The 25,579-nt window shown below is 39.5% G+C and carries 26 protein-coding genes; 11 read left to right on the top strand and 15 right to left on the bottom strand.

The window, feature by feature from the left end:
- Nucleotides 1-8: 8 nt before the first annotated feature.
- From traK to ACO1QW_RS05320, 7 genes are read left to right on the top strand one after another with little or no spacing between them, the layout of a single operon-like run.
- Nucleotides 9-629: a conjugative transposon protein TraK gene (gene traK / locus ACO1QW_RS05350; RefSeq protein ID WP_486256406.1), complete on the top strand. Its 621-nt coding sequence runs from the start codon at nt 9-11 to the stop codon at nt 627-629.
- Nucleotides 630-631: 2 nt separating this feature from the next.
- Entirely contained in the window at nt 632-1,084 is a 453-nt protein-coding gene (locus tag ACO1QW_RS05345; protein WP_486256405.1) for a hypothetical protein, read from the top strand.
- Nucleotides 1,081-2,319: a conjugative transposon protein TraM gene (gene traM, locus ACO1QW_RS05340; protein WP_486256404.1), complete on the top strand. Its 1,239-nt coding sequence runs from the start codon at nt 1,081-1,083 to the stop codon at nt 2,317-2,319. Before ACO1QW_RS05345 ends, traM begins: the two co-directional genes overlap by 4 nt.
- Before the next feature lie 31 nt (nt 2,320-2,350).
- Complete coding sequence (gene traN, locus ACO1QW_RS05335; protein ID WP_486256403.1) at nt 2,351-3,118, top strand: conjugative transposon protein TraN; 768 nt, start codon at nt 2,351-2,353, stop codon at nt 3,116-3,118.
- Nucleotides 3,115-4,200, top strand: coding sequence for a hypothetical protein (locus ACO1QW_RS05330; RefSeq protein ID WP_486256401.1), 1,086 nt, complete (start codon nt 3,115-3,117; stop codon nt 4,198-4,200). The genes traN and ACO1QW_RS05330 overlap by 4 nt, the downstream gene beginning before the upstream one ends.
- Nucleotides 4,200-4,493, top strand: coding sequence for a hypothetical protein (locus ACO1QW_RS05325; RefSeq protein ID WP_486256398.1), 294 nt, complete (start codon nt 4,200-4,202; stop codon nt 4,491-4,493). The genes ACO1QW_RS05330 and ACO1QW_RS05325 overlap by 1 nt, the downstream gene beginning before the upstream one ends.
- Nucleotides 4,490-4,774, top strand: coding sequence for a hypothetical protein (locus tag ACO1QW_RS05320; protein WP_486256397.1), 285 nt, complete (start codon nt 4,490-4,492; stop codon nt 4,772-4,774). Before ACO1QW_RS05325 ends, ACO1QW_RS05320 begins: the two co-directional genes overlap by 4 nt.
- A 55-nt stretch (nt 4,775-4,829) precedes the next feature.
- Here the strand turns inward: ACO1QW_RS05320 and ACO1QW_RS05315 are convergent, their stop codons facing one another.
- From ACO1QW_RS05315 to ACO1QW_RS05280, 8 genes are all read right to left on the bottom strand, one after another.
- Complete coding sequence (locus ACO1QW_RS05315; protein WP_486256395.1) at nt 4,830-6,437, bottom strand: E2 ligase fold family C protein; 1,608 nt, start codon at nt 6,435-6,437, stop codon at nt 4,830-4,832.
- 9 nt (nt 6,438-6,446) lie between these two features.
- Nucleotides 6,447-6,929, bottom strand: a complete 483-nt coding sequence (locus tag ACO1QW_RS05310; protein ID WP_486256393.1) for a Mov34/MPN/PAD-1 family protein — start codon at nt 6,927-6,929, stop codon at nt 6,447-6,449.
- Nucleotides 6,926-7,516, bottom strand: a complete 591-nt coding sequence (locus ACO1QW_RS05305; protein WP_486256391.1) for a putative metal-binding protein — start codon at nt 7,514-7,516, stop codon at nt 6,926-6,928. Before ACO1QW_RS05305 ends, ACO1QW_RS05310 begins: the two co-directional genes overlap by 4 nt.
- Nucleotides 7,503-7,814, bottom strand: coding sequence for a DUF2604 domain-containing protein (locus ACO1QW_RS05300; RefSeq protein WP_486256390.1), 312 nt, complete (start codon nt 7,812-7,814; stop codon nt 7,503-7,505). The genes ACO1QW_RS05305 and ACO1QW_RS05300 overlap by 14 nt, the downstream gene beginning before the upstream one ends.
- Before the next feature lie 116 nt (nt 7,815-7,930).
- Nucleotides 7,931-9,142: a DUF4238 domain-containing protein gene (locus ACO1QW_RS05295; RefSeq protein ID WP_486256388.1), complete on the bottom strand. Its 1,212-nt coding sequence runs from the start codon at nt 9,140-9,142 to the stop codon at nt 7,931-7,933.
- 20 nt (nt 9,143-9,162) lie between these two features.
- Nucleotides 9,163-9,675, bottom strand: a complete 513-nt coding sequence (locus ACO1QW_RS05290) for an RNA polymerase sigma factor (RefSeq protein ID WP_486256387.1) — start codon at nt 9,673-9,675, stop codon at nt 9,163-9,165.
- A gap of 723 nt (nt 9,676-10,398) precedes the next feature.
- The gene (locus tag ACO1QW_RS05285; RefSeq protein ID WP_486256385.1) at nt 10,399-10,605 is read right to left on the bottom strand and encodes a helix-turn-helix domain-containing protein; all 207 of its coding nucleotides are present in this window, start codon (nt 10,603-10,605) and stop codon (nt 10,399-10,401) included.
- A gap of 3 nt (nt 10,606-10,608) precedes the next feature.
- Nucleotides 10,609-11,157, bottom strand: a complete 549-nt coding sequence (locus tag ACO1QW_RS05280) for a DUF2975 domain-containing protein (RefSeq protein WP_486256384.1) — start codon at nt 11,155-11,157, stop codon at nt 10,609-10,611.
- A gap of 198 nt (nt 11,158-11,355) precedes the next feature.
- Between ACO1QW_RS05280 and ACO1QW_RS05275 the strand changes: the two genes are divergently transcribed.
- Both ACO1QW_RS05275 and ACO1QW_RS05270 read left to right on the top strand, forming a co-directional pair.
- Nucleotides 11,356-11,793 carry a hypothetical protein gene (locus ACO1QW_RS05275; protein WP_486256383.1) on the top strand — a complete coding sequence of 146 codons (438 nt, stop codon included), beginning with the start codon at nt 11,356-11,358 and terminating at the stop codon, nt 11,791-11,793.
- A 15-nt stretch (nt 11,794-11,808) separates the two neighbouring features.
- Nucleotides 11,809-12,294, top strand: coding sequence for a thermonuclease family protein (locus ACO1QW_RS05270; RefSeq protein WP_486256382.1), 486 nt, complete (start codon nt 11,809-11,811; stop codon nt 12,292-12,294).
- A gap of 84 nt (nt 12,295-12,378) precedes the next feature.
- On the opposite strand, the gene ACO1QW_RS05265 is transcribed toward ACO1QW_RS05270, so the two are convergent.
- The 7 genes from ACO1QW_RS05265 to ACO1QW_RS05235 all read right to left on the bottom strand — a co-directional run bounded on the left by ACO1QW_RS05265 (nt 12,379) and on the right by ACO1QW_RS05235 (nt 23,124).
- Nucleotides 12,379-13,395, bottom strand: a complete 1,017-nt coding sequence (locus tag ACO1QW_RS05265) for a helix-turn-helix transcriptional regulator (protein ID WP_486256380.1) — start codon at nt 13,393-13,395, stop codon at nt 12,379-12,381.
- A 117-nt stretch (nt 13,396-13,512) separates the two neighbouring features.
- Entirely contained in the window at nt 13,513-14,676 is a 1,164-nt protein-coding gene (gene uxuA, locus ACO1QW_RS05260) for a mannonate dehydratase (RefSeq protein ID WP_486256378.1), read from the bottom strand.
- A 96-nt stretch (nt 14,677-14,772) separates the two neighbouring features.
- Nucleotides 14,773-16,101: a xylose isomerase gene (gene xylA, locus ACO1QW_RS05255; protein WP_486256375.1), complete on the bottom strand. Its 1,329-nt coding sequence runs from the start codon at nt 16,099-16,101 to the stop codon at nt 14,773-14,775.
- 51 nt (nt 16,102-16,152) lie between these two features.
- Entirely contained in the window at nt 16,153-17,634 is a 1,482-nt protein-coding gene (locus ACO1QW_RS05250; RefSeq protein WP_486256373.1) for a xylulokinase, read from the bottom strand.
- Between the two features lie 291 nt (nt 17,635-17,925).
- Nucleotides 17,926-19,710, bottom strand: coding sequence for a RagB/SusD family nutrient uptake outer membrane protein (locus tag ACO1QW_RS05245; RefSeq protein ID WP_486256371.1), 1,785 nt, complete (start codon nt 19,708-19,710; stop codon nt 17,926-17,928).
- 18 nt (nt 19,711-19,728) lie between these two features.
- Entirely contained in the window at nt 19,729-22,890 is a 3,162-nt protein-coding gene (locus ACO1QW_RS05240) for a SusC/RagA family TonB-linked outer membrane protein (protein ID WP_486256369.1), read from the bottom strand.
- 78 nt (nt 22,891-22,968) lie between these two features.
- Nucleotides 22,969-23,124, bottom strand: coding sequence for a hypothetical protein (locus ACO1QW_RS05235; protein WP_486256367.1), 156 nt, complete (start codon nt 23,122-23,124; stop codon nt 22,969-22,971).
- 349 nt (nt 23,125-23,473) lie between these two features.
- Here ACO1QW_RS05235 and ACO1QW_RS05230 point away from each other — a divergent pair, with 349 nt between their 5' ends.
- Nucleotides 23,474-24,502 carry a LacI family DNA-binding transcriptional regulator gene (locus ACO1QW_RS05230; RefSeq protein ID WP_486256365.1) on the top strand — a complete coding sequence of 343 codons (1,029 nt, stop codon included), beginning with the start codon at nt 23,474-23,476 and terminating at the stop codon, nt 24,500-24,502.
- Nucleotides 24,503-24,532: 30 nt separating this feature from the next.
- Nucleotides 24,533-25,561 (top strand): LacI family DNA-binding transcriptional regulator, encoded by a 1,029-nt coding sequence (locus ACO1QW_RS05225; protein WP_486256363.1) that lies wholly within the window; start codon nt 24,533-24,535, stop codon nt 25,559-25,561.
- The last annotated feature ends 18 nt before the right edge of the window (nt 25,562-25,579 follow it).

Genomic DNA, 25,579 nt, shown 5'->3' with positions numbered 1-25,579 from the left:
TTAAAGATATGTTCAAAAAAATGCAAAACATTGACACGGCGTTCCGGCAAATCAGGTTATTCTCTATTGTATTTGTGATCGCCTGTATTGCTGTAACCAGTTTCATTGTTTATAAAAGCTACCAGCTAACTGAGCAGGCGCAACAGCGGATTTTTATTCTCGCCAATGGAAAAGCATTGGAAGCTTATGCTGCTGATAGAAAGGATAATATACCAGTTGAGGCAAGGGATCATGTCAAGATGTTTCACCAGTACTTTTTCAACTTAGATCCGGATGATAAAGTTATTGAAACAAATATCGGCAAAGCATTGTACCTCGCCGATGGCACTGCCAGGCAACAATACCTGACCCTTAAAGAAAATGGTTATTACTCCAATCTTATCTCTGGTAATATCAGTCAGGAAATCGAAGTGGACAGCATTATCATTAATACAGAAATGTACCCGTTCTATTTCCGTTACAAAGGCGAACAAAAAATCATCCGTCCCACTACGATTGTCAGCCGTAGCTTAATTACAGAAGGTTACCTGCGAAATGTGTCCCGCAGTGATCACAACTCACACGGTTTTTTAATTGAACGGTGGCGGACGTTAGAAAATAAAGACATCACTATTCAAAACAGGAACTGATCATGTGGGGCAGAAAAAATCAAGAACGAAACGATCATCATTGGACGGATAAAGCTGCGGAAAAAATTGCCAATGCAGGTCTGACGTTGCAAAACAATATTTCAAAGCGGATGAATAAAGAAATTTCAATGTTGTCGAACAAAAATATAAAGATAGGATTGATCCTGTTTTGTCTTGCAAGCGGAGGGTTTAGCATGTATCTGGCAATGGATGCGATTTTCGGAGATGTCAAAAAGCAAACCGTGTTTGAAGTAAAGCGTATCAAGATTCTTAAACACTTTGATAAAACAGGAGCGGAAATCAAGGAACGAAACAACTATGTAACCGAGCAACTCTACCAGGAATTACAGATCTATAAACAGTACATGGATAGTACCGAGCAAACGATCCGGAAAGGATTATCCGACAGCATCGAAGTGTTGGAACAAATTTATCATTCACAAAAAATAAAATGAAGCGTATGAACAATGTGATGCAGACGCAGGCAGAACTGCGAAAAAGAAAAATGATGTTATTCTTGCCACTCATGGTGATTCCCTTTCTTACCCTAGCTTTCTGGTCATTAGGAGGAGGTAAGGGAAACAACGAGCAGACAACAAATGTTGCCCAGGGATTAAACCCTCAGTTGCCGGATGCAAAGGAAAAAGAAGAAGCACTTTTAGACAAACTGGGATTCTACAACAAAGCAGATAAGGACTCTGCAGAACTGGAGGAATGGATGCGTAGTGATCCTTATTACACGCAACAAATGGGAAAGGAGCAACAGCCTTCTTCATTTGAACTGGAAGAAATGACGGAGGCAACCGCTTCAAAGTATAATCAGCGATTGAATCTTTCACCTTACGCACAAACAAAACAACGACCTGAGGACGAACTCGTGCAGAAGTTAGCATTGTTACAAAGACAACTGGAGGCAACTACAACCGGACCTTCGAATGATGAAGAAGGGAATCAACTTTATTCATCTTCGCCCGCATTGAACGGTGATATTGGACGGCTTGAAAACATGATGCAGCAAATGAGCACAGGAAACCAGGAAGACCCGGAAATAAAACAGCTATCCAATGTCATGGATAAGATACTAGACATTAAGCATCCGGAGAGGGTGAAAGAAAGAATGAAAGAAAAAGAAAATTCTAACCCTGTAAATATTTTTCCCGTGTTATCTGTGTCGTCAGTTGATACAACGGTCTATGGTTTTTTCGACATAGAGAAGGACATCATTAGCGTTCATTCGAATTCAATTGAAGCTGTGGTCAATGAGAACCAGGTGTTGGTGACCGGAGCAGTGATCAAGCTAAGATTACTACAGGATATTTATGTCAGCGGATCTAAAATACCTATCGGTAATTTCATCTATGGTACAGTGACTTTGAATGGTGAACGATTGGACGTTGCCATTAGTTCTATTCGTTATGGAAATTCAATTTTTCCTGTAAAAATGGAACTGCATGATCTGGATGGATTAAGCGGCATTTATATACCAGGTGCGATCACCCGTGATGTGGTAAAACAATCGACCGATAACAGTTTACAATTAATGGAGCTTTCCCGTTTTGATCCTTCACTGAAAGCACAGGCCGCAGCTACAGGTATCAATACAGTCAAATCACTTCTCGGCCGTAAAGTAAAACAAGTAAAAGTGATGGTGAAGGCAGGTTACAAAGTTTTACTAAACAATAAAGTTTAATAATTATTTCATCATCTCTAAAACAAAAACAATGAAACGATTCGTGTGTTTGATTTGCGTGTACTGGTTTATCGTTTCAGTAATGGCGCAAACTTCTTCCCTACAGATCACAACCGACAAAACAATAAGCCTTGTGTTTCCCTTTGCTGTGAAGCATGTTGACCGGGGCACAAAAGATGTGCTGGTGCAGCAGTTAAAAGAAGCAGATCATATCCTCCTGGTCAAAGCGGCCTCGCAACGTTTTCCTGAAACGAATTTAAGCGTTGTCACAAAAGATGGTTCCGTCTATACTTTTCGTGTGAACTACATCGAGCAACCGGAAAACTTTATCTATCATTTACCTGAACTGAAAACATCTTCTATTGAAACCTATGCGAATGGTATTATTGATAATCAACCAACCATTCGGGGAATTCATACCGGCAAATGGAATATGGCAACTGCTGTGACAGGCATCTATATAAAAGATGATGTGATGTACTATCAGATCATGCTGCGTAACAACAGTCCCATCGATTACGATATTGGACTGTTGAAATTTTATATCCGTGATAAAAAGAAAGGTAAACGCACTGCCGTCCAGGAAAATGAGTTAAAACCCCTTCATATCGCCGGCAACACAAGGCAGGTAAAAGCTTATAGCTTTTCCACGATAACGGTGGCACTGGATAAATTCACGATACCCGATGCAAAGTTGTTCATCATTCAACTGATGGAAAACAACGGCGGACGTCATTTGCAGCTGAAACTAAAAAACCAGCACCTTATTAAAGCCATCCCTTTACCTGACCTGAGATGAGCCGTGATCATGTAATAGCGGATGAACTGTTTCAAAGGGCGCAGATTGCACTGTTAAGATATGAGTGCTGGATCGCTTATAATACGGTTCCATATTTCCTGGAAAAGGGTGATATGTATTTCTTCCAAAAAAGCGATGAAGCTTATGAATTTGCTGACAACAATGTAAGTGAATATGACAACTACAAAGTGATCCATGCATCTTCACCGGTTGAACTGCTGAAACAAATTGTTTATGGAGAAAGACTGGAACAGCAATTAAAGAACTCAAAAAATTTATCAATCATGAATGAAAAGAATTTTGATTACCTGAGTAATCAACTAAAGTATACGGGGTTTAGTGAAGACCTTCAACAACAGCTCAAAGAAAAAATACAAAAGCAAGAACCGCAGTTCACGTTGAGCTTTCAAAAAGATTACGGTAAAGATCAGACTGCTGCTATTCTTCATTTCCGGAAATCAGAAGACAGTGACATGTATTTTTTCAATCGTTATAGTTTAATGTTGAAAAACGAACAGCATACTGATCCGATCAAACAAACTTTTTTCATCAATGCGAAGGAAGAAAATATCACACTGAAGGAAGCTTACAACCTGATGAGTGGCCGGGCCGTTCATAAGGAATTAACCACGAAGGATGGTGAAAAGTATAATGGCTGGTTACAACTCGATTTTAAAGAATCAGATGCAAATGGTAACTATAAGATGAAACAGTACCACGAAAATTACGGGTACGACTTGCAGGCAACGCTCAACAAGCACCCGATCAGGGAAATGCAAAACGAAACAGATGCGCAGCGACTCACTGAATCATTACAACGTGGTAACCGTCAATCTGTAACTCTTGAAGTTAACGGTAAGGATCAGAAAGTATTTATTGAAGCCCTTCCGCAATTTAAATCGCTGAATTTTTATGACAGTTCCAATCAACGTCTTCGCTCTGATAAACTCTATGAAAATAATTCGCAGGAGCAATCTATTAAAGAAGATAAAAAGCAAAGCATGAAACAAACCGGCAGCGATGATGAAGGACCGGGTGACGATTCAAAAAAAAAGAAACGGCGACAGCAAAAGATTAGCTGATGGAACCTTTGCATAGTTTTTTAGCAGCTGTTGAAGATGATCCAAGGATCACAACCGCACATATCAGTGTGTATGTGTCTCTTTGGAAAAAATGGAAAGATAGTGGTGGTTGTGGGCCGCTATCTTTCTTTCGTACAGAACTTGCAGCGATGTGTAAGATCTCCAGTTATAATACGTTTCATAAAGCGATCCGACAATTACACGAATACGGCTATATCAAATACATTCCATCGTACAATCACTTCCTGGGAAGCCTGGTCTATTTTATTCAAAAGGAAAACGGAACGATATGAACAGTGAGAACATGACATTCGTGGTAATACCAAAAGAGGAATGGGAGTATTTTAAGTTGACAATAAGTGAAGTATTGGAAAGATTGCAACAACCGTCGGCTCCTCTTGTTACTTCACCTGCGGTCAATTATATTACTGCGAAAGAATTTATGGATGCGGTGAAGATCAAACGAACAAAATTTGATGAGTTGGTGGCGGAGAATAAAGTAAAGATTTTAAAGAAAGGGAGGAAGATATATTTAGCTGCTAAAGAAGTTGATAATTATTTTAAAACGTCGTGACAGTTTCGAAGGATTATAAAAACAAATCGGCAACCACTCAACCAATACGATTGAACTAAGATTTGAGATCAGCACTTTCGTCCTCATGAATTTTCCGCTTTATTAGAGGTTTTACATTTTCTGTTTCAAGAAATGATTCCCTGAGGTTGACTTTCCATTTATCGGTGTAACGAGCTTTATATATTTCGTCCTGACAAATACATAAAGAAGTTCCAGGTTTTTTAACTGAATCGTAAGTAAACGGCGATATTGGTCGCAACAGGTTGAGCTTTTGAATAATATATGGTTTGTCTTTGCGTAGCTGGGCAGAATCAATTATCAGTTCTGCACCCAACATTAGTCCGGACATTGCTGATTCAAACGCCGATGGCACTTCAGCAGCCTCCTTTTGCTCACCACCGGCCAACGTCATCATGACTCCACCACACACCACTTCGGCATAGAATACTTCCAGTCTTTTGCCGATATATGTCATTAATTGATTGGCCTCAATATTCTTTGCTTGTGCAATCATATTAACTATCTGCAGATCCACCGGTTTTTCCCGTGCCATATAATCCCTTATTAACTGCAGTTGCAACGGGTGGCTTAATCCAAGGCTTTCGGCAATTTTCATAGGCAGGCTTTTAGCTTCTTTATTGGCGGGATAAAGGCAACAAAGGCAAGGTTCGTCGATAAAATCATAATGTCTGGATAGACCGCACTGTTCCTGTTGTGTCCACGCATTAATTAGTTTCTTTGGTAAACTACCTTGCACCATTCTTCGATGATGAGCTGAATCTACACATACTGCCGCTCGAAGAATATTCCAATTTCCTCTTTTCTGTAAATATTGATCGAAATGAACGGAATGTGCATGAACATCGGACCGATGAAGGAATTTAATTGCTACAGAGGTTTTTGGCTGGTCAATATCATTTTGATTCGTAAGTATATAACGCTGCAAGTTGCTACGATCAATAAGTTCCCCGTCAACTAAATGCAGGTTGCCATTAATTTCGAGGCTGGTTAATGCCCAAATTACTGCATTGCCAATGGCGCCGAGACCAACCAAAACGGTATCGTCCATTATGACCCGATCAATTTCGGGACCTTGCATCGCTTCTTCATTAATTTTTCCATTGAAGAGCGAATAAATAAAATCATTATCCAACTCGCCGTCAGAAAGTTGGTCAGAAAAGATACAACGAAAGATGTTGGCGGCTGCAAAACACGCAGCAGCACCAGGACCGAACTTGTTTGAAGAGTTTCCACATGACTGTGGTTCTGTTCGTGAAAATTTGGATATCCATTTATCTGAACCAATGTAGATTTTTATGGATGCTTTTTCAATGTCAGTATCACCAATTAGTGCAGTTATTGCCTCTTCAGAATCTGTAAGGTTGATGTTTGGATTAATAGAAAGAGCAAGGTCGTTGAGCTGATGCAATTCCGGCGTAACACCATCAACGCAATGAACAGAAAGGTTTGGATATAACCTGGCCAATAACCTCACCAGCATGTCTGCCGTCGCAAAACCTTCAGAAGATTTAATAGACGCTTTATTAAAGCAGATGCGCACGTAACGCGATAACAATAGCGTCTGAAAATTATCGAAATCGAATTTCTTTAATACCTGCGAAGCGCTTAAAGCTGATTTTCCAAGAAAATTGGCCAATGCCATAAATAAAAGTTAAGTGATTTGAAATAATGTGTCAACTTGTTCATCCGTAAGCTCCTTCCAGCCGCCCTGCCCCAGTCGATAAACCTTCCAATATTTTTTCCCTATTGGATCGAATCCAAAATTTGGAATTACTATTGACAGTCCTCCCAAAGTAGCAACAATAGGATAGGCATCATCTGTATCGGAATGGTAAGCTCTTCCGGGATGACTGTGAAGCTGTACTAATAACAACAACTTATTTTCATATGCCCACCGGTTGATTCGATGAAGTTCTTCACCACCCACTTGGTACAGTAATCCTTCTTCCGTCCTATAGGCTTTCTGTGCAGGTATCATACTAGTATAAACAGTGAAAATATGTTCCTCTTGTTTCCCGAACCATAGACCCACCCCCTCCACACCATCTTGTCCGGCATTGCGTAAGTGATCATATATATTTTCTAAAAACCTGAAAGGCACAATGATTTTTGTTATTTGCTGGAAATCACTCATACCGGAATTTTTTTACCATCCAAGCCAATGGCGGCGTTTACAATATTGATCTGTACACTGAGATGTGAAATGGCACTGATACCAAATTGGTAAAGCTTATCAATAACATAACCGAGTGTACCTTCGCCTCCTTTACCCCGATGATCTAGCCAAGGATCATTGCCGTGATCAGAATGTTCATGGTACTCACGTATTCCTGGCAAACAAATAAAAGCTGTCTGATCCGCCAGACCCAATGCCAAGGGCTGGATCTCTACCTTACCCGGTTCAGTACTAATATTTCTTCCAAACGGATTTCCTAATTCCTGTATCGTAAGTGTTTTATACGTCAGGGGATGAATAAATTTCAGCGATAAAGGTTCCAAGTCGTAATTGCTAAAATTGATATTGACAGCAAACACGATAGGAATTGGCTTTAGTTGTGGTGCACAGAATGCAAGTTTGATGTTGGGAAACTGACATTCGAGAATAATGATTCCTCGACTTCGTTGTAACGTTGCGTTCTGTATCAATTCCGAAGTCTCCTGTTCAAACTTTTGCTTGGATACCTCGAGATCCACTACCTGCAGGTTTTTATTTTGTTCCACCGGTGCCTGCTTTTAGACTTAGAAACAATGTAGTCCCATCTTTCAGGTTGTAGTCTTTAACTTTTTTGTTCATGTCAAGAACCTGATCACCTAATTTCAATTCATAATCATTTAGCAGCCGGCCGGTGGTTTGCGACTGCACAAGCGCTTTTTCAGCAGCAGCCTTCAGCGGAGCATTCTCATTAATTGTTACTTCTGTCGGCTTCGTATTTACTACGGTGGTAAGCGTGATCAATTTCTCGTTTCCTCCATTTTGACCTGGATTACCTTTCTCTGCATTGTCTTTGTTTTGTTCCATAGTATTGCTTTTTATTCTTTAATTTTTATTGATACTTGCATACCACATAGACATTAAAATCCATCACGATCTTCACGATCAATTATAAGTATAGTACAGTCGTTAAATGATGGCAATTAGTAAGTCATTTCACAATGCTGACCCTCTGTACGTTTTTTTATTCCATGAAGTGGAGAGATCAATACCTTAGGATGCGATGCCAGTGAAAGTTTATTTACGACATTCAGCTCTTCGTGCGTACAATGCATAAAATCAATTCTTGTTTCTTGTGGCTCAACAGGGCTGTCGTTACCCGGAACCAGCCGTAGACAATATTGATCAGATAATGGAAAATAAATCAGACTGTTCATTGACACATCCGTCCAATATGGATCTGGCACAATCTGGTTCATTTCTGTGACAGCATTCATATCGATGCTGAAACCAGGATTATCTGTTGTATTCCAACTGCTGCCCTGCGGACTTTTTAATACTGTCCATTGCTTTTGCGTGAGATATTGGTAATATTTCTTGCTAACGGCAAAATCAGATTTACTTTCTTTATTGTCAGATCTGCCTTTACCTTCCTTCAAGGTTAATTGCTTAGTCCTGAACTCGGGGTTGTTGTATTTTGCAATCAACATAATCTTACTGAGCATAAGCCTCATCTGTTCATTTTCTATGGGCTGTTCTTTTTCTATGCAATCGTAAATCTGCCTGTAGAGTTGTTTCACTTTAATACGCTCTTTCCGAACTCTTTTTTTGACTGCCACTGAAAAAAATCCTTTCAGCTTTTTCAAAAAGGAAATAACCTTCGGATATAACTCTCTTTGCGGAGCGAAGGCTTTGTAATAATTTTCGAAATGAATATCGTCGGTATTGGGTAAAATCTGCAGACGATCCCCACAGCCGTACAGAATATTTACAGGCCTTAGAAATTTAGGCATGACGGTTATGTAATGATTTTCCAAGAAGTGAATGCGTGCCTGTTTACTTAATTCTTCATGTAACTTCTGAACCAGAAAATCATGTGTCATAAATTCTTCGTTAAATAATGGAAGACGGTTTCTTTCTTCCGTAATGATTGCATCTGACAATTTTACCTGGTTATCAAAATACCTCAATAAATCAGTCACACTGGTAAGGTTGTTGTCTTCAGCGAGATCCTTCAGAAAATCCAACGTTTCATATATCTCCGACTTGTCTTCCATTATGGGTTCTGATACTGGCCTGGTGCAAAAGATAAAGTCATGCATTCGCTCCAGTTCTTCATCATTAACATACATGAGATTGACAAATCGTCCGAGTAGGACTTTTAGCAAATCTGTCTGGTTTAAAATGTGCTCCATATATAAAAGTTAGTAGGTAATTAAGGTTTCCCTTTTAAAAATTTATTTTTCAATCTCTGTATCTGCATAGTTACCGCAGCAGGAGAACAATTATACATTGCTGCAATTTCGTTCACCTCAAAACCATCGAGACGTTTATTTAGGATGTCCGCTTGACGGGCATTTGACAGTGTCATCAATCTTTCGAGGGTTAAAGGCACATCCTTTTCTATTTCCGGATCATCTCCCTCTGCCCATGTAAACTCAATCGGATCAAGGTTTGATTCCGGAATGGAACGCTGTATTTTTCGCCAATCATCCGCCCACACGTTTCTTGCTTTCATCTTGATCAGATCAATACAGGGTAAATGATCATACATTGGATTCACACTGTTTCGAAATGCCTGAGCTATTGTATCGTGTGCCAGATCCTTGGCATACTCCGTTCTCGCCTTTTGCACCCCCGCCAGTTTCACATATTTATGAAACTTTTTAATCAGCACAGGGAGCATTAGGGCACGTGCCTCTAAAAATTCCTTTTCTCTTAGCCGCATAAGCGATTAATTTTAACTTTATAAAATTCCATTCACTACATCCGGTTAAGCGGGAAAAGAGTTTTAATAACATCTCCGGCTGGAACGATATGGTAGCGGGCAATCCAGTTTGCCCAAATGGGTTAATATTTATTTTAAAATCGGTCATCTATATATCTTATACGATGGTTTAATCAAAAATCTAACGCCATTTGAATTTTTTGTCGACGTTTCTGAGGTTTGGACTAACCCAAGTTAAATGGTCAAAGCCCCCTCTATATATCTTATACGCTGGTTGGAATCAAAATCTAACGTTTACAAAAAAATATTTTGTTGGGAATTGGCAGCCCACTGGGTTTTATGAATTGCGGCCCGCAGTTGAGCACTGGCATATGCGGAAACTACTCAAAAACTTAATAGTAAATTTACGTAAATCTAAATGCTAAAAACAGCCTGATTCTGCACAGCTGTGGATAATGTCATGGCAGAACAAATGAAGGTTCTGCATGAATAAATGCATGGCAAATTTTCTACTCCTATATAGAATAATACTATATTTGTTTTGGGAAAGGGTTTGACTTATATCAGTTTCATTACACTTTTCGATTTTATTTCATTAGCCCTATAATTAATTGATATTCAATAACATTTCAACCCCTGAAGGGGGAGCTAAAGCCCCGCAGAAATGCGGGGCTTTTTATTTGTATGTCTTTGAATCGAATGAGGCCGTATCGGGTATCATCTTTATTCATCTCTATATTCCAATATATCTCCCGGCTGGCAATCCAATACTCTGCAGATTGTTTCCAGCGTACTGAAACGAATGGCTTTTGCTTTGCCGGTTTTAAGGATCGATAAGTTGGCAAGCGTTAATCCCACTTTATCTGAAAGTTCATTCAAACTCATTTTCCGTTTGGCCATCATCACATCAAGGTTTACAATTATTGCCATGGGTTAAACAGTTAATTCGTTTTCGTTTTGCAGGTCAATTCCTTTTTTGAATATAAAGGCAATCACTAACAATACAATGCCCATAAACCACCAAACATCTGCGCCCGCCAATCGCATGAAACGCAGGTCAGGTATGCTTACTCTTTCTTTAACCAGCCCTTCAACAACTCCTGTTCCCCACGATGAAAACAAACCAATACCCAGCGACAGGTAGCCAAGGGTCAATACAAATCGCTTTGTTGTTTCGCTAAATGGCTTCGATAAATTAAATTTCTTCTTATAAAAGAATTGGATGATCATATAGAACATGGTAGCCTTTAAGATCGTTGTAATAATGATGAGTGCGGTAAGTGTAACAAAACGGCTTTCATTGAAGTTGTACACTGCGTTAAGGTCAACCTGTCTCCAGAATTTTGCAGCCTGGGGAGGTTCAAGCATTAGGGTTGCAATTGTGGAAACGATAAAAGTACTTGCATCAATACAAAGTCCTACAAATACGATCCACGACAGTACATGCAGCGCTTGCAAGATGTAATCAGTTTTAATTGACATAAAGTTTCGTTTAAGAAGATAGAGCAAAAATAAATAAATATTTATTGATAAACAATAAATATTTATAAAATATCGAAAATTATGTTTCTGTGGTGATTCTTGATCTTTTCCCAACCTTGTACTCTTTTTCGATTTGTTTTGGCTTCTCAAATACACTGCAAAGTGGCTTTGTTCTTTTACATTATTAAAGAACAGATTATGCAAAAGCTTTCTTATCCATTCAACAATAAATGTTACTTCAGTATTTGTGAAGGTCGCCAGCATTATTCCCCCATTGAAGCAGAAGAAGCAGTAACAGTTGCGGAAATTTATCAATCGCTCAATTATCGTAACCAGTTCCAGTTTCGCAAACCTTTGGTCCTACATTTTCCAAGCGTTGATCAGCAATCGGCGGTTTGGTTTGGTTATAGTTTTGATGTGGAAGTAATATTGGTTGACGCTACGGGTAACATCAGTAAAACATTCAACATGCCAAAACGAAAGGAAGGCGATGCACTATTTGTACAATTCTTTATTGACTGTGCTTACGCCATTATTGTACCTGTTGGCTTCTGTAAAAAATGGAACATCCGTGAACACGATCATACCGTAAAACTTACTTCGTTTGCTTTTCTGCAAAAACAAAAGATCAGTTAGCACGTTAAAGCACTGATGAAAAAATATATGTTTCGCATTACGCTACTTTCTTTTTTGTTGTTGCCGTTGCTGGCCTTTACACCTACTCGTCCTGTTTATACTCTTAAAGGAAAAGCTGTAAGGATTATTGATGGCGATACATTTGACTTGCTCGTTGGTACCACAACGCATCGTATTCGTCTTGCTGGAATTGATGCACCTGAAAAGAAACAGGATTTTGCAAACGCATCAAAAGAATTATTGGGAGCGTTATGCAATAATGAGCTTCTTACTGTTGTTGTTACTGATACCGATCGTAACAAACGAAAGATTGCTGATATCTACACTCAACATAAACTATGGATCAACAAAGAACTGGTGGCGAAAGGTATGGCGTGGCATTTTGTAAAATATTCCTCTAATAAAGAATTAGCAAAAGCCGAATTACTTGCACGAAAACAAAAAGCCGGATTGTGGAGTTTGAAGAACCCTGTTGCGCCATGGGATTGGCGAAAAAAATAATACACACAGAGATCGAAAAGGATCCGTAGAAAGAATGCTAGCTATCTTATTCAGCGAACCCTGTGCTCGCTGTGTGAAAAATTATCAATAATACCCCATCGCTTTTTCCAATTCTTCTTTCATCCGTTTCTTTAATGAAGCAGGCTTCAGCACTTTCATTTCATTGCAGATAGCAAGCAATTGATGGATAAATTCTTCCGTTACTGTCACTTCTAATTCCACAGTCAACTTATCGTTCGTTTCTTTTATGATGTGTTGGGTATGATGCATGGGACTAACCTGCAACATGCGTGAAGCAGGGCCATATACTTCCAGCAACACTTTCTCTTTTGGCTTTGGGCCTTCCATTATACCTGTTGAGTATTTAAAGAAATCATCGGCATTAAAATCACGCCGGTACTTAAATGCTTTTGTACCTTTTTCTAGGCCGGTGATTCGATCGAGGGCATAAGTTGTAAAATTGTTATGCTTATTTGTCCAGCCGATGAGATACCATTTATTGCGTACTTCTTTCAGTAAATAAGGATCAAGTTCATGGGCACGTGTTTCATTTTTATAAATATTGAAATACGTAAAACTGATCGGCAGACGGTTTACGATTGCTTCGTACAATGGTTTGATCCAGTCCTTACCATTCTGCGTTACAGGTTTTTCAAACTGCACATATTGATTAATGGAAGGATCTTCAAGATTTGCAGAAAGCGATAAACGTGTATTAATCTTTTCAATCGCTTCTTTCAGGTTTTCAAACAACGGCACATCTGCAAACAAACTCAAGGTATGTGCTGCACTTCGTAATGCTTCACTCTCTTCTTCATTCAACGACATGCCATCTATGCTGTAATCTTCATCGGTATAAAAATAACCTTTATGTAAACGATGGTATTTAATGGGAGCGAAATAACCAAGCCCGGCATCTTCCCGCATGGCCACCATATCTTTTTCTATGGTTGATACAGAAATATCATCGGCCATATCGCCATACAATTCTTCCATGCATCGCTGACGTATATATTCCTTGGTTGGATATTTATGCTGACGGTTACGCAAACAACGATCGATGATACGATAACGAATAGCGGCACTTTTATTTGCAGGCATTATTCCACTCTTGTTTCATCGAAAATAAGAAGCTTTTACTCATACCGCATCATCACAAAAAAATGGCCCGGCAGATTGGAATTCTATCGGGTCACAATTATTTACAGCTATATTTTATTAAAGCGCTCTTGCTAATGCATACTCAACACCTCTCAATTCAGCTAAGCCTTTTAATCGGCCAATTGCCGAATAACCGGGATAGGTTTTCTTTTTCAGATCATCGAGCATCTGGTGACCATGATCGGGGCGCATTGGAAGAGAAATATTTCTACGGCGTTGCAGCAATACAATTTCCTTGATCACATCAAACATTTCTGTATCGCCATCTAAATGATCGGCCTCATAAAAATTACCTTCCGCATCACGCTTGGTATTACGCAAATGAAGAAAGTGAATATGATCACCAAAGCGCTTCAACATTGCCGGAATATTATTGTCTTTTCTTGCACCGAAAGAACCTGTGCAAAAACACAAACCATTTGCCGGTGATGGAACTGCAGCTAACAAATCAGCGGCATCCTGTTCAGTGCTCATGATGCGGGGTAAACCTAATACGGAGTAAGGAGGATCATCAGGATGTATCGCCATCTTTAAACCGTACTCTTCAGCAACAGGAACCACCTGCTCTAAAAAATAAAACAAATGTTCTTTGAGTTTGGCAACATCAATGCCTTCATACTTTTTTAATTCAGTTAGTACTTGTTCAGGTGTAAATGCATCATCACTACCCGGTAAACCCAGCATCATATTGCTGAAGAGTTTTGTACGTTGTTCTTTCGTCATGCCACCAAACCGTTCATTGGCGATTGCCACTTCTTCCTGCGAATAACCAATGATAGCATCGGGGCGTTGCAATAGGAACAAATCAAAAATCACATAATCGAGGCGATTAAAATAAAGTGCTGTGCTGCCATCAGCCATTGGGTAAGCGATATCAGTACGCAACCAATCGAGCACCGGCATAAAATTGTAGGTTACTACTTTTAAACCACAGGCTGCTATATTGCGCAAACTCGCTTTGTAGTTTTCAATATGATACATGTAGTTGCCCGACTGACGTTTTATATCATCACTAACCGGTAAACTTTCGATCACTGTCCAGGTCATGCCTGCTTCTTCAATCATTTGTTTGCGGATGAGTATTTCATCTGACGTCCATATATCTCCTACAGGCACATGATGAAGTGCAGTAACAACACCTGCACATCCTGCCTGGCGTATATCAGCTAAACTTACCGGATCATTTGGCCCATACCAACGCATAGTTTGATGCATCAACATATTGTAATCGTTTGTGCAAATGTACTTGCTAACATAAAAAAGCCTGCAATAAAAAGTATAAACTTTTTATTGCAGGCAACTTACAACCATTGGTTATTAAATAAACCTGTTCACTAAATTCTCCAGGTATTCCTGTTTACCGCTACGAACAACAGGCTCGCCATTATCTAATGCGAAGGCACGCAGATCTTCGAGAGAAAGTTTACCTTCTACAAATTCTTTTCCTTTACCACTATCAAATGAAGCGTAACGCTCTGCCCTTATCTTTTTGTAGTCTGATTTCTGCAGAATGTTATCTGCGATAACGAGCGAACGTGCAAACGTATCCATACCACCAATATGCGCATGGAACAGATCTTCAGCATCAGTACTGTTTCTGCGGATCTTTGCATCGAAGTTGATACCACCACCTGCAAGGCCACCAGCTTCCACAACAACCAGCATTGCTTCCACTAATTCATTTACATTATTGGGGAACTGATCAGTATCCCAGCCATTCTGGTAATCGCCACGATTTGCATCCATTGATCCAAGCATACCTGCATCAGCAGCTACCTGTAATTCATGCTGGAAGGTATGACCAGCCAATGTTGCATGGTTTACTTCAATATTAATTTTGAAATCATTCAACAAATCATACTGACGAAGAAAGCCGATCACGGTTTCGCAATCATAATCGTATTGATGTTTACTTGGCTCGCAGGGTTTTGGTTCAATAAAGAACGTTCCTTTAAAACCATTTTTGCGTGCATAATCTTTTGCTGCATGCAGGAAGCCTGCAAGATGTTCTTTCTCACGCTTCATGTTTGTATTAAGCAAACTCATATAACCTTCACGACCACCCCAGAATACATAGTTCTCACCACCTAATGCAATGGTTGAATCAAGAGCTGCTTTTACCTGTGCTGCACCATGAGTGAGTACATGAAAATCAGGGTTGGTTGCTGCACCATTCATATACCTGCGATTAGAAAACAGATTCGCAGTTGCCCAAAGAAGTTTCACACCACTTGCTTTTTGCTTTTCGGCAAAGTATTCAGTGATGGCTTGCAAACGACGATCGTTCTCTTTTACATCATTGGTATAATCAATTGCATCCACATCATGGAAGCAATAATAAGGCAAGTTCAATTTAGTGATGAATTCAAACGCTGCATCTGCTTTATCTTTTGCACGCTCTACTGCATCACTCTTCGAGTCCCATGGAAATATATGTGTGGGTTCACCAAACGGATCGGCACCGCTGCCTACAAAGCTGTGCCAATAAGCACATGCAAATCGTAACCACTCCTTCATACTCTTTCCTGCTACGATCCGGTTCTCATCGTACCAACGAAAGGCCAATGGGTTATCGCTTTCTGTTCCTTCAAATTTTATTTGAGGAATGCCTTTAAAAAATTCGGTCTGTCCTGTTACTACTGTCATTGGTTGTTTTTTTATCTGCTGTTGTCAGCTCAGTTATGAATATAGCTCTGCTTATGGTTGCAGTTGTTTTTGCAACAACTCATTCCATTTTGTATACAGAGCATCGTATTGTTTTGTTGTTTCATCTGGTTCTACTACTGCCAATGGTTTTGCATTGGTGAACGCTTCTTTTGCATTGGCATAAATTCCTGCGCCAATTCCTGCACCAAGTGCTGCCCCTACACTTCCATCGCAATTATGTAATTCCACCGGTATATTCAAAGTGTTTACAAATGCTTTGGTAAACACATCACTTAAGAACATGTTCGCTCTTCCTGCACGTATCACTGAAGGATTCATTTTGTTTTCTCGCATAATATCCAAACCATAGCGGAATGCAAATGCAATTCCTTCCTGCGAAGCACGATAAAGATGTGCGTTGGTATGAATGTTCAGATCGAGTTGCTGCACATGAGCACCTGCAATTTTATTTTCAAGCATACGTTCTGCGCCATTGCCAAAAGGAAGCAGGAACAATCCATTGCTGCCAATTGAAACAGTTGCTGCCGCATCGTTCATTTGCTGGTAAGTTGGATTACCCGTAATATTTTTTACCCAACGATTTAAAATGCCTGTACCGTTAATGCAAAGCAATACACCAATACGTTTTTGTTCTTTAGTATAGTTTACATGTGCAAAGCTGTTGATGCGTGATTGCGTATCAAACGTCAGTTGATCACTTACTGCGTAAATCACCCCACTTGTACCTGCAGTAGCTGCAACTTCACCTGCTTCAAGTACATTTAATGATAAAGCATTGTTGGGTTGATCGCCTGCTTTGTAGGTAACAGGTATGCCAGCCTTCAATCCAAGTGTTGAAGCGTTAGCTGATGACAGTTTTCCATGTTCTGCAAATACATCTTTTATTTCAGGTATCACTGTTGTTGTAAACCCATAATAGTTAAACACATCTTCTGAAAGTTCATTCTTCACAAAATCCCAAAACACACCTTCAGAGAGAGCGGAGATGCTTGTTGTTGCATCGCCTGTTAATTGCAAAGCGATATAATCGCCCGGCAACATTATTTTACTGATCTTATTGTAAACATCAGGTTCATGCTGTTTTACCCAAGCCAGTTTACTCGCAGTGAAATTTCCGGGTGAATTCAATAAATGCTGTAATGATCTTGAAGGACCTATTTCATCGAATGCCTTGTTGCCAATTTCCACTGCACGACTATCGCACCAGATTATACTATCACGTAAAACTCTGTTTTCTCTATCAACCGCAACCAATCCATGCATCTGGTAAGAAATGCCAATAGCAGCGATTGCTGATGGATCATATTTCTTTGTTGCGTTTGCTTTGAGGATGGCTTGTTGTGTATGTTCCCACCAGCTGTCGGGATTTTGTTCAGCCCAACCCGGTTGTTTTGAAATAATTTCCGTTTCAATTTCGGGCCACGATACAGAAACAATGCGTTGCTGTGTTTGTGCATCAACCACTGAAACTTTTATAGATGAAGTACCAATATCAATTCCTAATAACAACATGTTCAAATGTACATTTTTTCGATTCTTAAAAGAGGGGGAATGACGACACACTCCCCCGATTGTTGATTATGACCCTAAACAAACTAACATGAAATAGTTTTTATAATTCCTTTATTGTTTTTTCATATTCCAAGCTATATTTCGCACAGAAGAATATCGTTGACAACTCCATTTTTTTTTAGACGATTATTGCAAACGCAACGAATGGAAGAGATGAGACCATCTCTCCCATTCGAGTACTTTTAAATGAACATTTTATTTAAACACTTCATCAGTTTACATTACCACTAATTAAAAATAACCTTGGTTTTGAGGAAATTTTGGTCCTTCAGTTACCAGGTCAATCTGGCTTTGTGGAATTGGTCTGAGCATATTGTAAGCTTGCACACCTGCAGATCCTTCGGGATTGTACTGCTGCACTCTTGCAACAAGTGTTTTTGTTCTTGAAAGATCCCACCAACGGCAGTCTTCAGCAAACAGTTCACGACTTCTTTCATCCAGAATGAAATTCAATGTTACCTGGGCCGCTGTAATTTGTTGTGCAGCAACAGCAGCAGTATACTCGGCAGGTGTTTGATTTAATTTCAATGCAGCTCTTGTTCTTAATACATTGATCATATCAGCTGCCTGTTGCAACGTACCGCCGCCTTTAAATGCAGCCTCTGCAGCAATTAAATACAAATCAGAAAAACGGAATAAAATAAACGGTCTGTCTGAATAATCATTCAGATCAGCTCTTGTAGAATCATTGAACTTTCTGAGATTAGGGAAAAAGCTTGCAGTGTATTTAACAGTTGCACCGGGTAAATGCTCAGGTTCAAAAATAATTCCTTTGAAGTTTGCTCTTTCAGCAGGAGTAACAACTCTGTCAGCAAACCAGATGGCAGTATCTACCGCATTTATTAATTGTCCCCTTGGTGTTACAACACCAGCTGTTCCTGCAGCCGCCATTTGCGTGCTGTTAGAAAGAAATACTGTTTGGAACGTGCCTTCATACCTTGCGTCCGTGGCTCTGTTTGCAAAAGCAACATCCATCACATATTGTGTGTTTGGTCTGATACGTTGAAAAGGACGTCCGTTTCTGATATCCCTAACACAAACAGGTGAACCGCCACCGGCAGGATAATTGGCCAGAACAGTTGGATAGTTAGGACGCCAGAAGAAATTAGATTTATTTTCTGCCGGGCCTGATGCAAAACTGCCTGGTGCTGAGTTCTGACCAAATTTCAAATCTTTGGTATGATCGATCACCATCAGAATTTCGGAACCGTATTCATTACCTTCTTTAAAAACATCACCGAAATAAGGAAGAAGGTTTAATCCGTATGTTCCTTTATTATCGATCACATTCTTCGCAGTAGTAAACGCATTGGTAAAATCATTGGGCTGAGCTGCTGTTGACCATCCTCTCCAGAGATAGGTTTTAGCAAGTAAATACAAGGCAGTTGCTTTCGTTGCCGGTTTACCAGTACCTGCTGCTGGTGTGTTTGGCAAATCATTAGCAGCTTCAGTTAAGTCTTTTATGATTTGTGCATATACATCAGCTATAGGGGCTCTTGTATCTGCTGCAGTTGCATTGGTATTAAATGTGGTATGCAAAGGAACATCGCCAAAAGTTGTCACCAAATAAAAATAGCAGAACGCTCTCAGGAACTTTGCCTGTGCAAGCACTTGTGTTTTTGTAGCTGCAGGCATATTGGCATTTGCTCCATATTCCAACACGCCATTTGCTGTATTGATATCAATAAACAAACCATTCCAAAAACCTAAGTAATCGTTTGTGTTACTTTTTATCGCCGGGTTATTATAGGTGAACCAATGTTGCACATCTGCTGCTGCACCTTTTAGTGATTCATCAGTTCCTGCACTGAATAACTGGGTAAAAATTTGTGTTCCCCAATGTCCACGGAAAGAAGAATAAATACCTGCAATTCCACCTTGAATACCTTCAGGCGTTTTAAAATACGAGGGATCTATGGAACTTCTCGGCTGCTCGTCCAAAATTTTCTTACACCCTGAGGCAGCAAACAGCAATGCCGTACAAAAAATCAGGAATATTTTATTTTTATTTTTCATAATAACAGTCTTTAAAAATTAAAATTTCAGGTTTACACCAAAAACAAACTGGCGGGTTGGTGGCACATTCATGTTAACTGTAATAGCACGTGTTTTAACAGGAGTAGTGCTGCCGATTGAACCAACGGAATTATTAGCACCCGTAAAGTTTCCTTCAGGATCTATACCCAGGCCATCTCTTACCATTGGAGCCCAAAGGATAAAAGGATTCTGAGCAGATACATATATTCTTAAAGATTGAATCTTCAACTTATTGAGCATACCTGCAGGAACGTTGTAACCCAAATCAATTGTTCTCACTTTAATAAAAGAACCATCCTGGTAAGTAAGTGTAGATGTGTAAAGCTGTCCATCACGACTTGCATCTGGTTGAGGGAAAGCATTTGTTGGATTTGTTGGTGTCCAGTAATCAACTTTATGTTGGTTTACACGACTGTTCATAAAGAATGGATAACCACCTGCACCACCATCAGCGGATAAATAAGTTGCTACAACTGTTTGTCCGAAACGACCGAACATCACCACATTCAAATCGAAATTTTTAAACTCAAAATGATTTGTCATACCAGCTACGAGGTCAGGTTGAAAATCTCCCACAAACTGGCGGTCATCTGCGTCAATTGCATTATTCTTATTTCTGTCTTCAAGCTTTATATCACCAGGGAACTGACCATACACTGCAGCCTGTGCTGCTTCACTTGTTTGCCAAATACCAATTTTCTTCAGATCATAGATCACAGTAATCGGTTTTCCAACAAACCATCCGTTACCTATATCCTGTTGTAAGCCTTGTTGCAAAGCCACAATTTTTTCTCTGGTAAAGAATGCAGATACGTCCGTACGCCACATGAATCCACCTTCTTTTTTACTTTGTATATTCATGCTGCTAACGGTAAACTCCATTCCTTTTGTGCTTGTTTTTCCTGCATTCACCAAAATAGAATTCGCTCCATTACTTACAGGTAAGCTTTTACTTAATAAGATATCGGTGGTTTGGTTATCAAAATATTCAATTGAACCGGTGATACGGCTGTTAAGTAAGCCAAAATCTACACCGATATTTAAACCTCTTGTTTTTTCCCAAGTAAGTTCGGGGTTAGGAAGGGTATTGATGGTGTAGCCATTTACATAGTTTACGAGAGGAGTGCTACCTTGTCCGTAGTTGTAGAAGTTTGAACTAAGGCTTCCTAAAGTTTGATAAGGGCTTATTCCAGCGTTTGAACTGATACCCCAACCTGCTCTTAATTTCAATGAAGAAATAAAATCTACGTTGTTAAAGAATTCTTCTCTGTCGATATTCCAACCAACAGAAAGCGCAGGATAGGTAACCCATTTATTTCCGGGTGCCAGTACAGATGCACCATCGGCTCTTACTGTAGCAGTAAGCAGATATTTATCATCGAATGAATACGTAGCACGACCCATATATCCAATTAGGCCAGACTCACTATATCCCGAATTTTGTGGAGTAACCGTATTTACTAACTGAAAATTATAATCCTGGATATAATCGGCTGGAACACCCTGGCCATTAAATTGCTGAGACTGGAATTTATTTTTCTGAATCTCCTGTAATGCCAGCACAGTTACTTTATGTCTTCCGCCAAAGTTTCTGTTATACTCCAAAGAGTTATTGATGGTGTACTGCCATCCTTCCGCATTAGCCTGGCTAAGGTTTGCGCCTGCTGTATTGGTATTATTGTTAAACACATTGTTTGGGCCGGTGTAATTACTGTTAAATGTTTGCGACCATCCAAAACCAAATGTGGTTTTGAACTTAAGGTCTCTCAAAATTTTCAATTCTCCGTAGAAATTGTGTTGGAATTGATATCGGCGTGTATTCGCCTTAATAATATCATTGTTACCGATGGAAGTAAGCGGATTGATTGTTGTATTATCAACACCCTGTAACACGGTGGGCTGGAAATTGATACTCCCATCATCGTTATAAGGCTTATACAAAGGCCCTAAACGCAAAGCTGTACCATAGGCATTGGTACCGAGTCTTTTCTGGTAACCCATGGTATTGAATGATGTAAATCCGATCTTGATACGGTCGGTCATTTTATGATCAATGTTTACATTGAACGTATAACGATCTAACGCCTGATCGGGTATGATGCCGGTTTCTCTGAAATATCCAAGCCCGAAATAATATTGTGTTCTGTCATTTCCACCGCTAACATTCAAATCATGTCCTGTTCTGATACCTGTTGTTAACAAAAGACTTTGCCAATCGGTATTAACGCCTGCTGCGAGGTTTGCCTGCTCTGTAGCATTAAGCGCATAAGGATTTGTAACGTTTGGATTGGTCGCAAAAGCAGGCTGACCCTGTCTTGCATCTTCCTTAAACTTAGCGTACTCCTGACCGTTAAACATATCCCATGTATCAATAGCATTCACCATTGCCACATATCCATTATAGCTTGTTGTTGGCTTTCCTGACCGGCCACGTTTTGTTGTAATAATAATTACACCATTTGCACCTCTTGAACCATAGATGGCTGTTGCAGAAGCGTCTTTCAAAATGTCAACACTGGAGATATTTTCAGGATTTATATCATTGATACTTCCTCCATAAGCCATACCATCAACAATGATCAACGGGTTGTTATTGCCGGTAATAGATCGGTTACCACGAATACGAATTTCACCGCTTGCTCCAATGTTTGAACTATTGTTCACAATATCAACACCAGCTACCCGTCCCTGTATTTGATTAAAAATATTAGGCGCTTTAATTTCATTAAGCGTTTCTCCTTTTACAGATATAGTAGATCCTGTAACGTCTTTTTTGCGTTGTGTGCCATACCCTACTACCACTACTTCACCCAAAGATTTTTCAATAGACTCCAGCTTTATCGTTAACTCTGATCCTGTAACAGTTACTTCCTTTTCAGTAAAATTGATAGCAGAGATCACAAGAACAGCATTTCGTTGTGCGGAAATAGTAAACCCACCACTATTATCCGTAGTGGTTCCGTTACCTGTTCCTTTTACGACAATGGATGCTCCTTCAATTGGCACATTTTGTTCGCTTGTTACCTTACCCTTTACAGTAATACTCTGAGCATGGGCAGTTGAAAAAAATAGTAGTTGAAGCAGCATTGCAATTGCCAGCGTTACTGCATTTGTCGCCTTTCGTTCAAGAAGGCACAAATTGTTTTTTTTGTTTGGCATAGTCAATTCTAGTTTTGAGTTTTGAAACAGTTTATGATAGTCAAAAGGGGATACACATTTATTAATAAGTATCAGTCATCAGGTTGGCGGATGATAGATCCAATAAAATCTCTGGAAAGAAGAAACAATAAATGGTGAAACAGGACGCTTGCAGCATATCCATGAAGATGGATCTACATCCAGATGAAGAGTATCATCTTTTAAAGGAGTCGACAAAGCAATCAACAATCTCATTTCAGCAGTTATCTTTTATATAGTCTGCATTGCTGCAGATGTAAGCAAAATCGTATTGCAATCGGTTGCATATTTAAACCAAAAAAATAGCATTTTCCCCTCGGATGCCCGGTTAAATAATGCTATGCTCATGCGTTACATCATCGCTACTTTGCTGAAAGCAACAATGGTTATAACGTCTGTAATCATTTGCTGTAAACAATTACAGCAACCGTACTCACTCAATTTTATTCAATTGATCCAATCTGAAAGCTAATGTAGGAAATATTTTTAAAAATGCAACCGATTGCATTATTTTTTTAAAATAATTTCTACCTTAGGTGCGATAAACGATGTTTGTCTCTCCTTTATGCAGAAAGATGTAACCATTTACGACCTGGCCAAAGAGCTTAATCTATCGCCTGCCACAATTAGCAGGGGGCTGAAGAAAAGCAGTGCTCTTAATAAGGACACCGTTGCACGTATTCTTGATAAGGCTGAAGAAATGGGCTATCGTCACAACAATTTCGCAAGCAATCTCCGGAATAAACGCACACAAACTATCGGCATTATTGTTCCTCGTTTGAACAGTTATTTTATGACATCGGTTCTTGCAGGTATTGAAGACATTGCCAGCAAGGAAGGTTATAATATCATCATAAGCCAATCGCTGGAAAAAAAGGAACTCGAGAAAAGCAATGCGCATACCATGTTTAATAAAAGAGTGGATGGCCTGCTGATATCATTGGCGTATGATACAGCTGATATCACACATCTTCAACCTTTCTTCGATAAACATATACCTGTGGTATTTTTTGATCGTGCCTTTCCAACTGATCAAAGTACCAGCGTTGTGATCAATAACCAGGAAGCAGCTTACAAAGCAGTTACTCATCTTATAGAACAAGGTTGCAGACGAATTATGCATGTTGGCGGTAACCTGTTAAGAGATATTTATACCGATCGTTTAAAAGGATATAGGCAAGCACTAGAAGATAATAACATCACTTACGATGAAAAATTAGTTTACATCTGCAAGCTCGGCGAGCAGGATGGCATTAACGCTGCTGATCATATTCTTTCATTAAGATCAGAAGAAAGGCCTGATGCAGTTTTTTGTGCCAACGATATGTCAGCCGTGTACTGTATGGGTCGATTGAAAGAGAATGGAATTAAAATTCCTGAAGACATGGCCTTTGTTGGTTTTAATAATGATGCAATCAGCAGGGTAATAGAGCCGAAGCTTACTACTGTTGAATACCCAGGTTACAATATAGGTGAGGCTGCTGCTTCAGGATTGATCAACATTCTGAAGGGTGATGTTACAACAAAGAAAACAACAAAGCTTGTTTTGCAAGCTCCATTGCTGATAAGGGAGTCTTCAAAACGATCAAACTGATAAAACAGGATTTAAGAACAAAGCAAAACTATGAAGGAGAAAAAAGAAGTTACCATTTACGACATTGCACAAGTACTTGAACTTTCTACGGCTACTGTCAGCCGTGGGCTTCAGGATCATCCTGCTATCAGCAAAAATACCCGCAAGAAGATCCAGGATGCAGCTAAGGAAATGGGTTATCGTCATAACAACTTTGCCAGTAATCTTCGAAAGCAAAAGACAAACACCATTGGCATTATTGTACATGAATTGAACAGTAACTTTATTACATCTGTATTAGCCGGTATTGAAAAGATCAGCACTGAATCTGGTTACGATCTTATTATCACCCACTCATCAGAAAGTTTTCAAAAAGAAGCAGCGAACGTTATCAACTTATTTCATAAACGTGTGGATGGCATCATTGCTTCGCTTTCATTCGATACAAAAGGATTAGATCATTTTCAACCTTTCTTCGATAAACATATACCGGTTATTTTCTTCGATCGTGTGGAAGAAAATTCAGATAACGCCAAAGTGGTGATCGATAACTACAAGAATGGTTACCAGGCAACACAACATTTAATTGAACAGGGAAGCAAGCGCATTGTGATTGTTACTGCTAACCTCAGCCGTAACGTATATGCTCAACGTTTTAAAGGATATAAAGACGCTTTATTTGATAACGGAATTGAGTTTGATGAAGATCTTGTACTCATAAAAGACCTTAGTGAAAAGTGCGGTCGTGAAGCTGCACTGCAGATCCTTGATATGAAACCAATGCCAGATGCTGCTTTTATCACAAATGATTTCTCTGCAGCAGTTTGCATGCAAACATTAAAGGAGCATGGCGTGCGCATTCCGGAAGATATTGCCATTGTTGGTTTTAACAACGATGCCATCAGCAAAATTGTGGAACCACAGTTGACCACTATCAACTATCCCGGTATTGATATTGGCGAGATTGCTGCAAGAAATTTAATTGCACACCTGAAAGGTGATAGCAAGATCACCCAGACAAACACCATTATTGTAAAATCAGAATTGATCATTCGAAAATCATCTTTACGTAAAGGATGATGCTGTAACGATTACTTA

It is taken from the genome of Lacibacter sp. (assembly GCF_057361365.1).
This window is presented reverse-complemented; position numbering and strand designations above follow the sequence as displayed.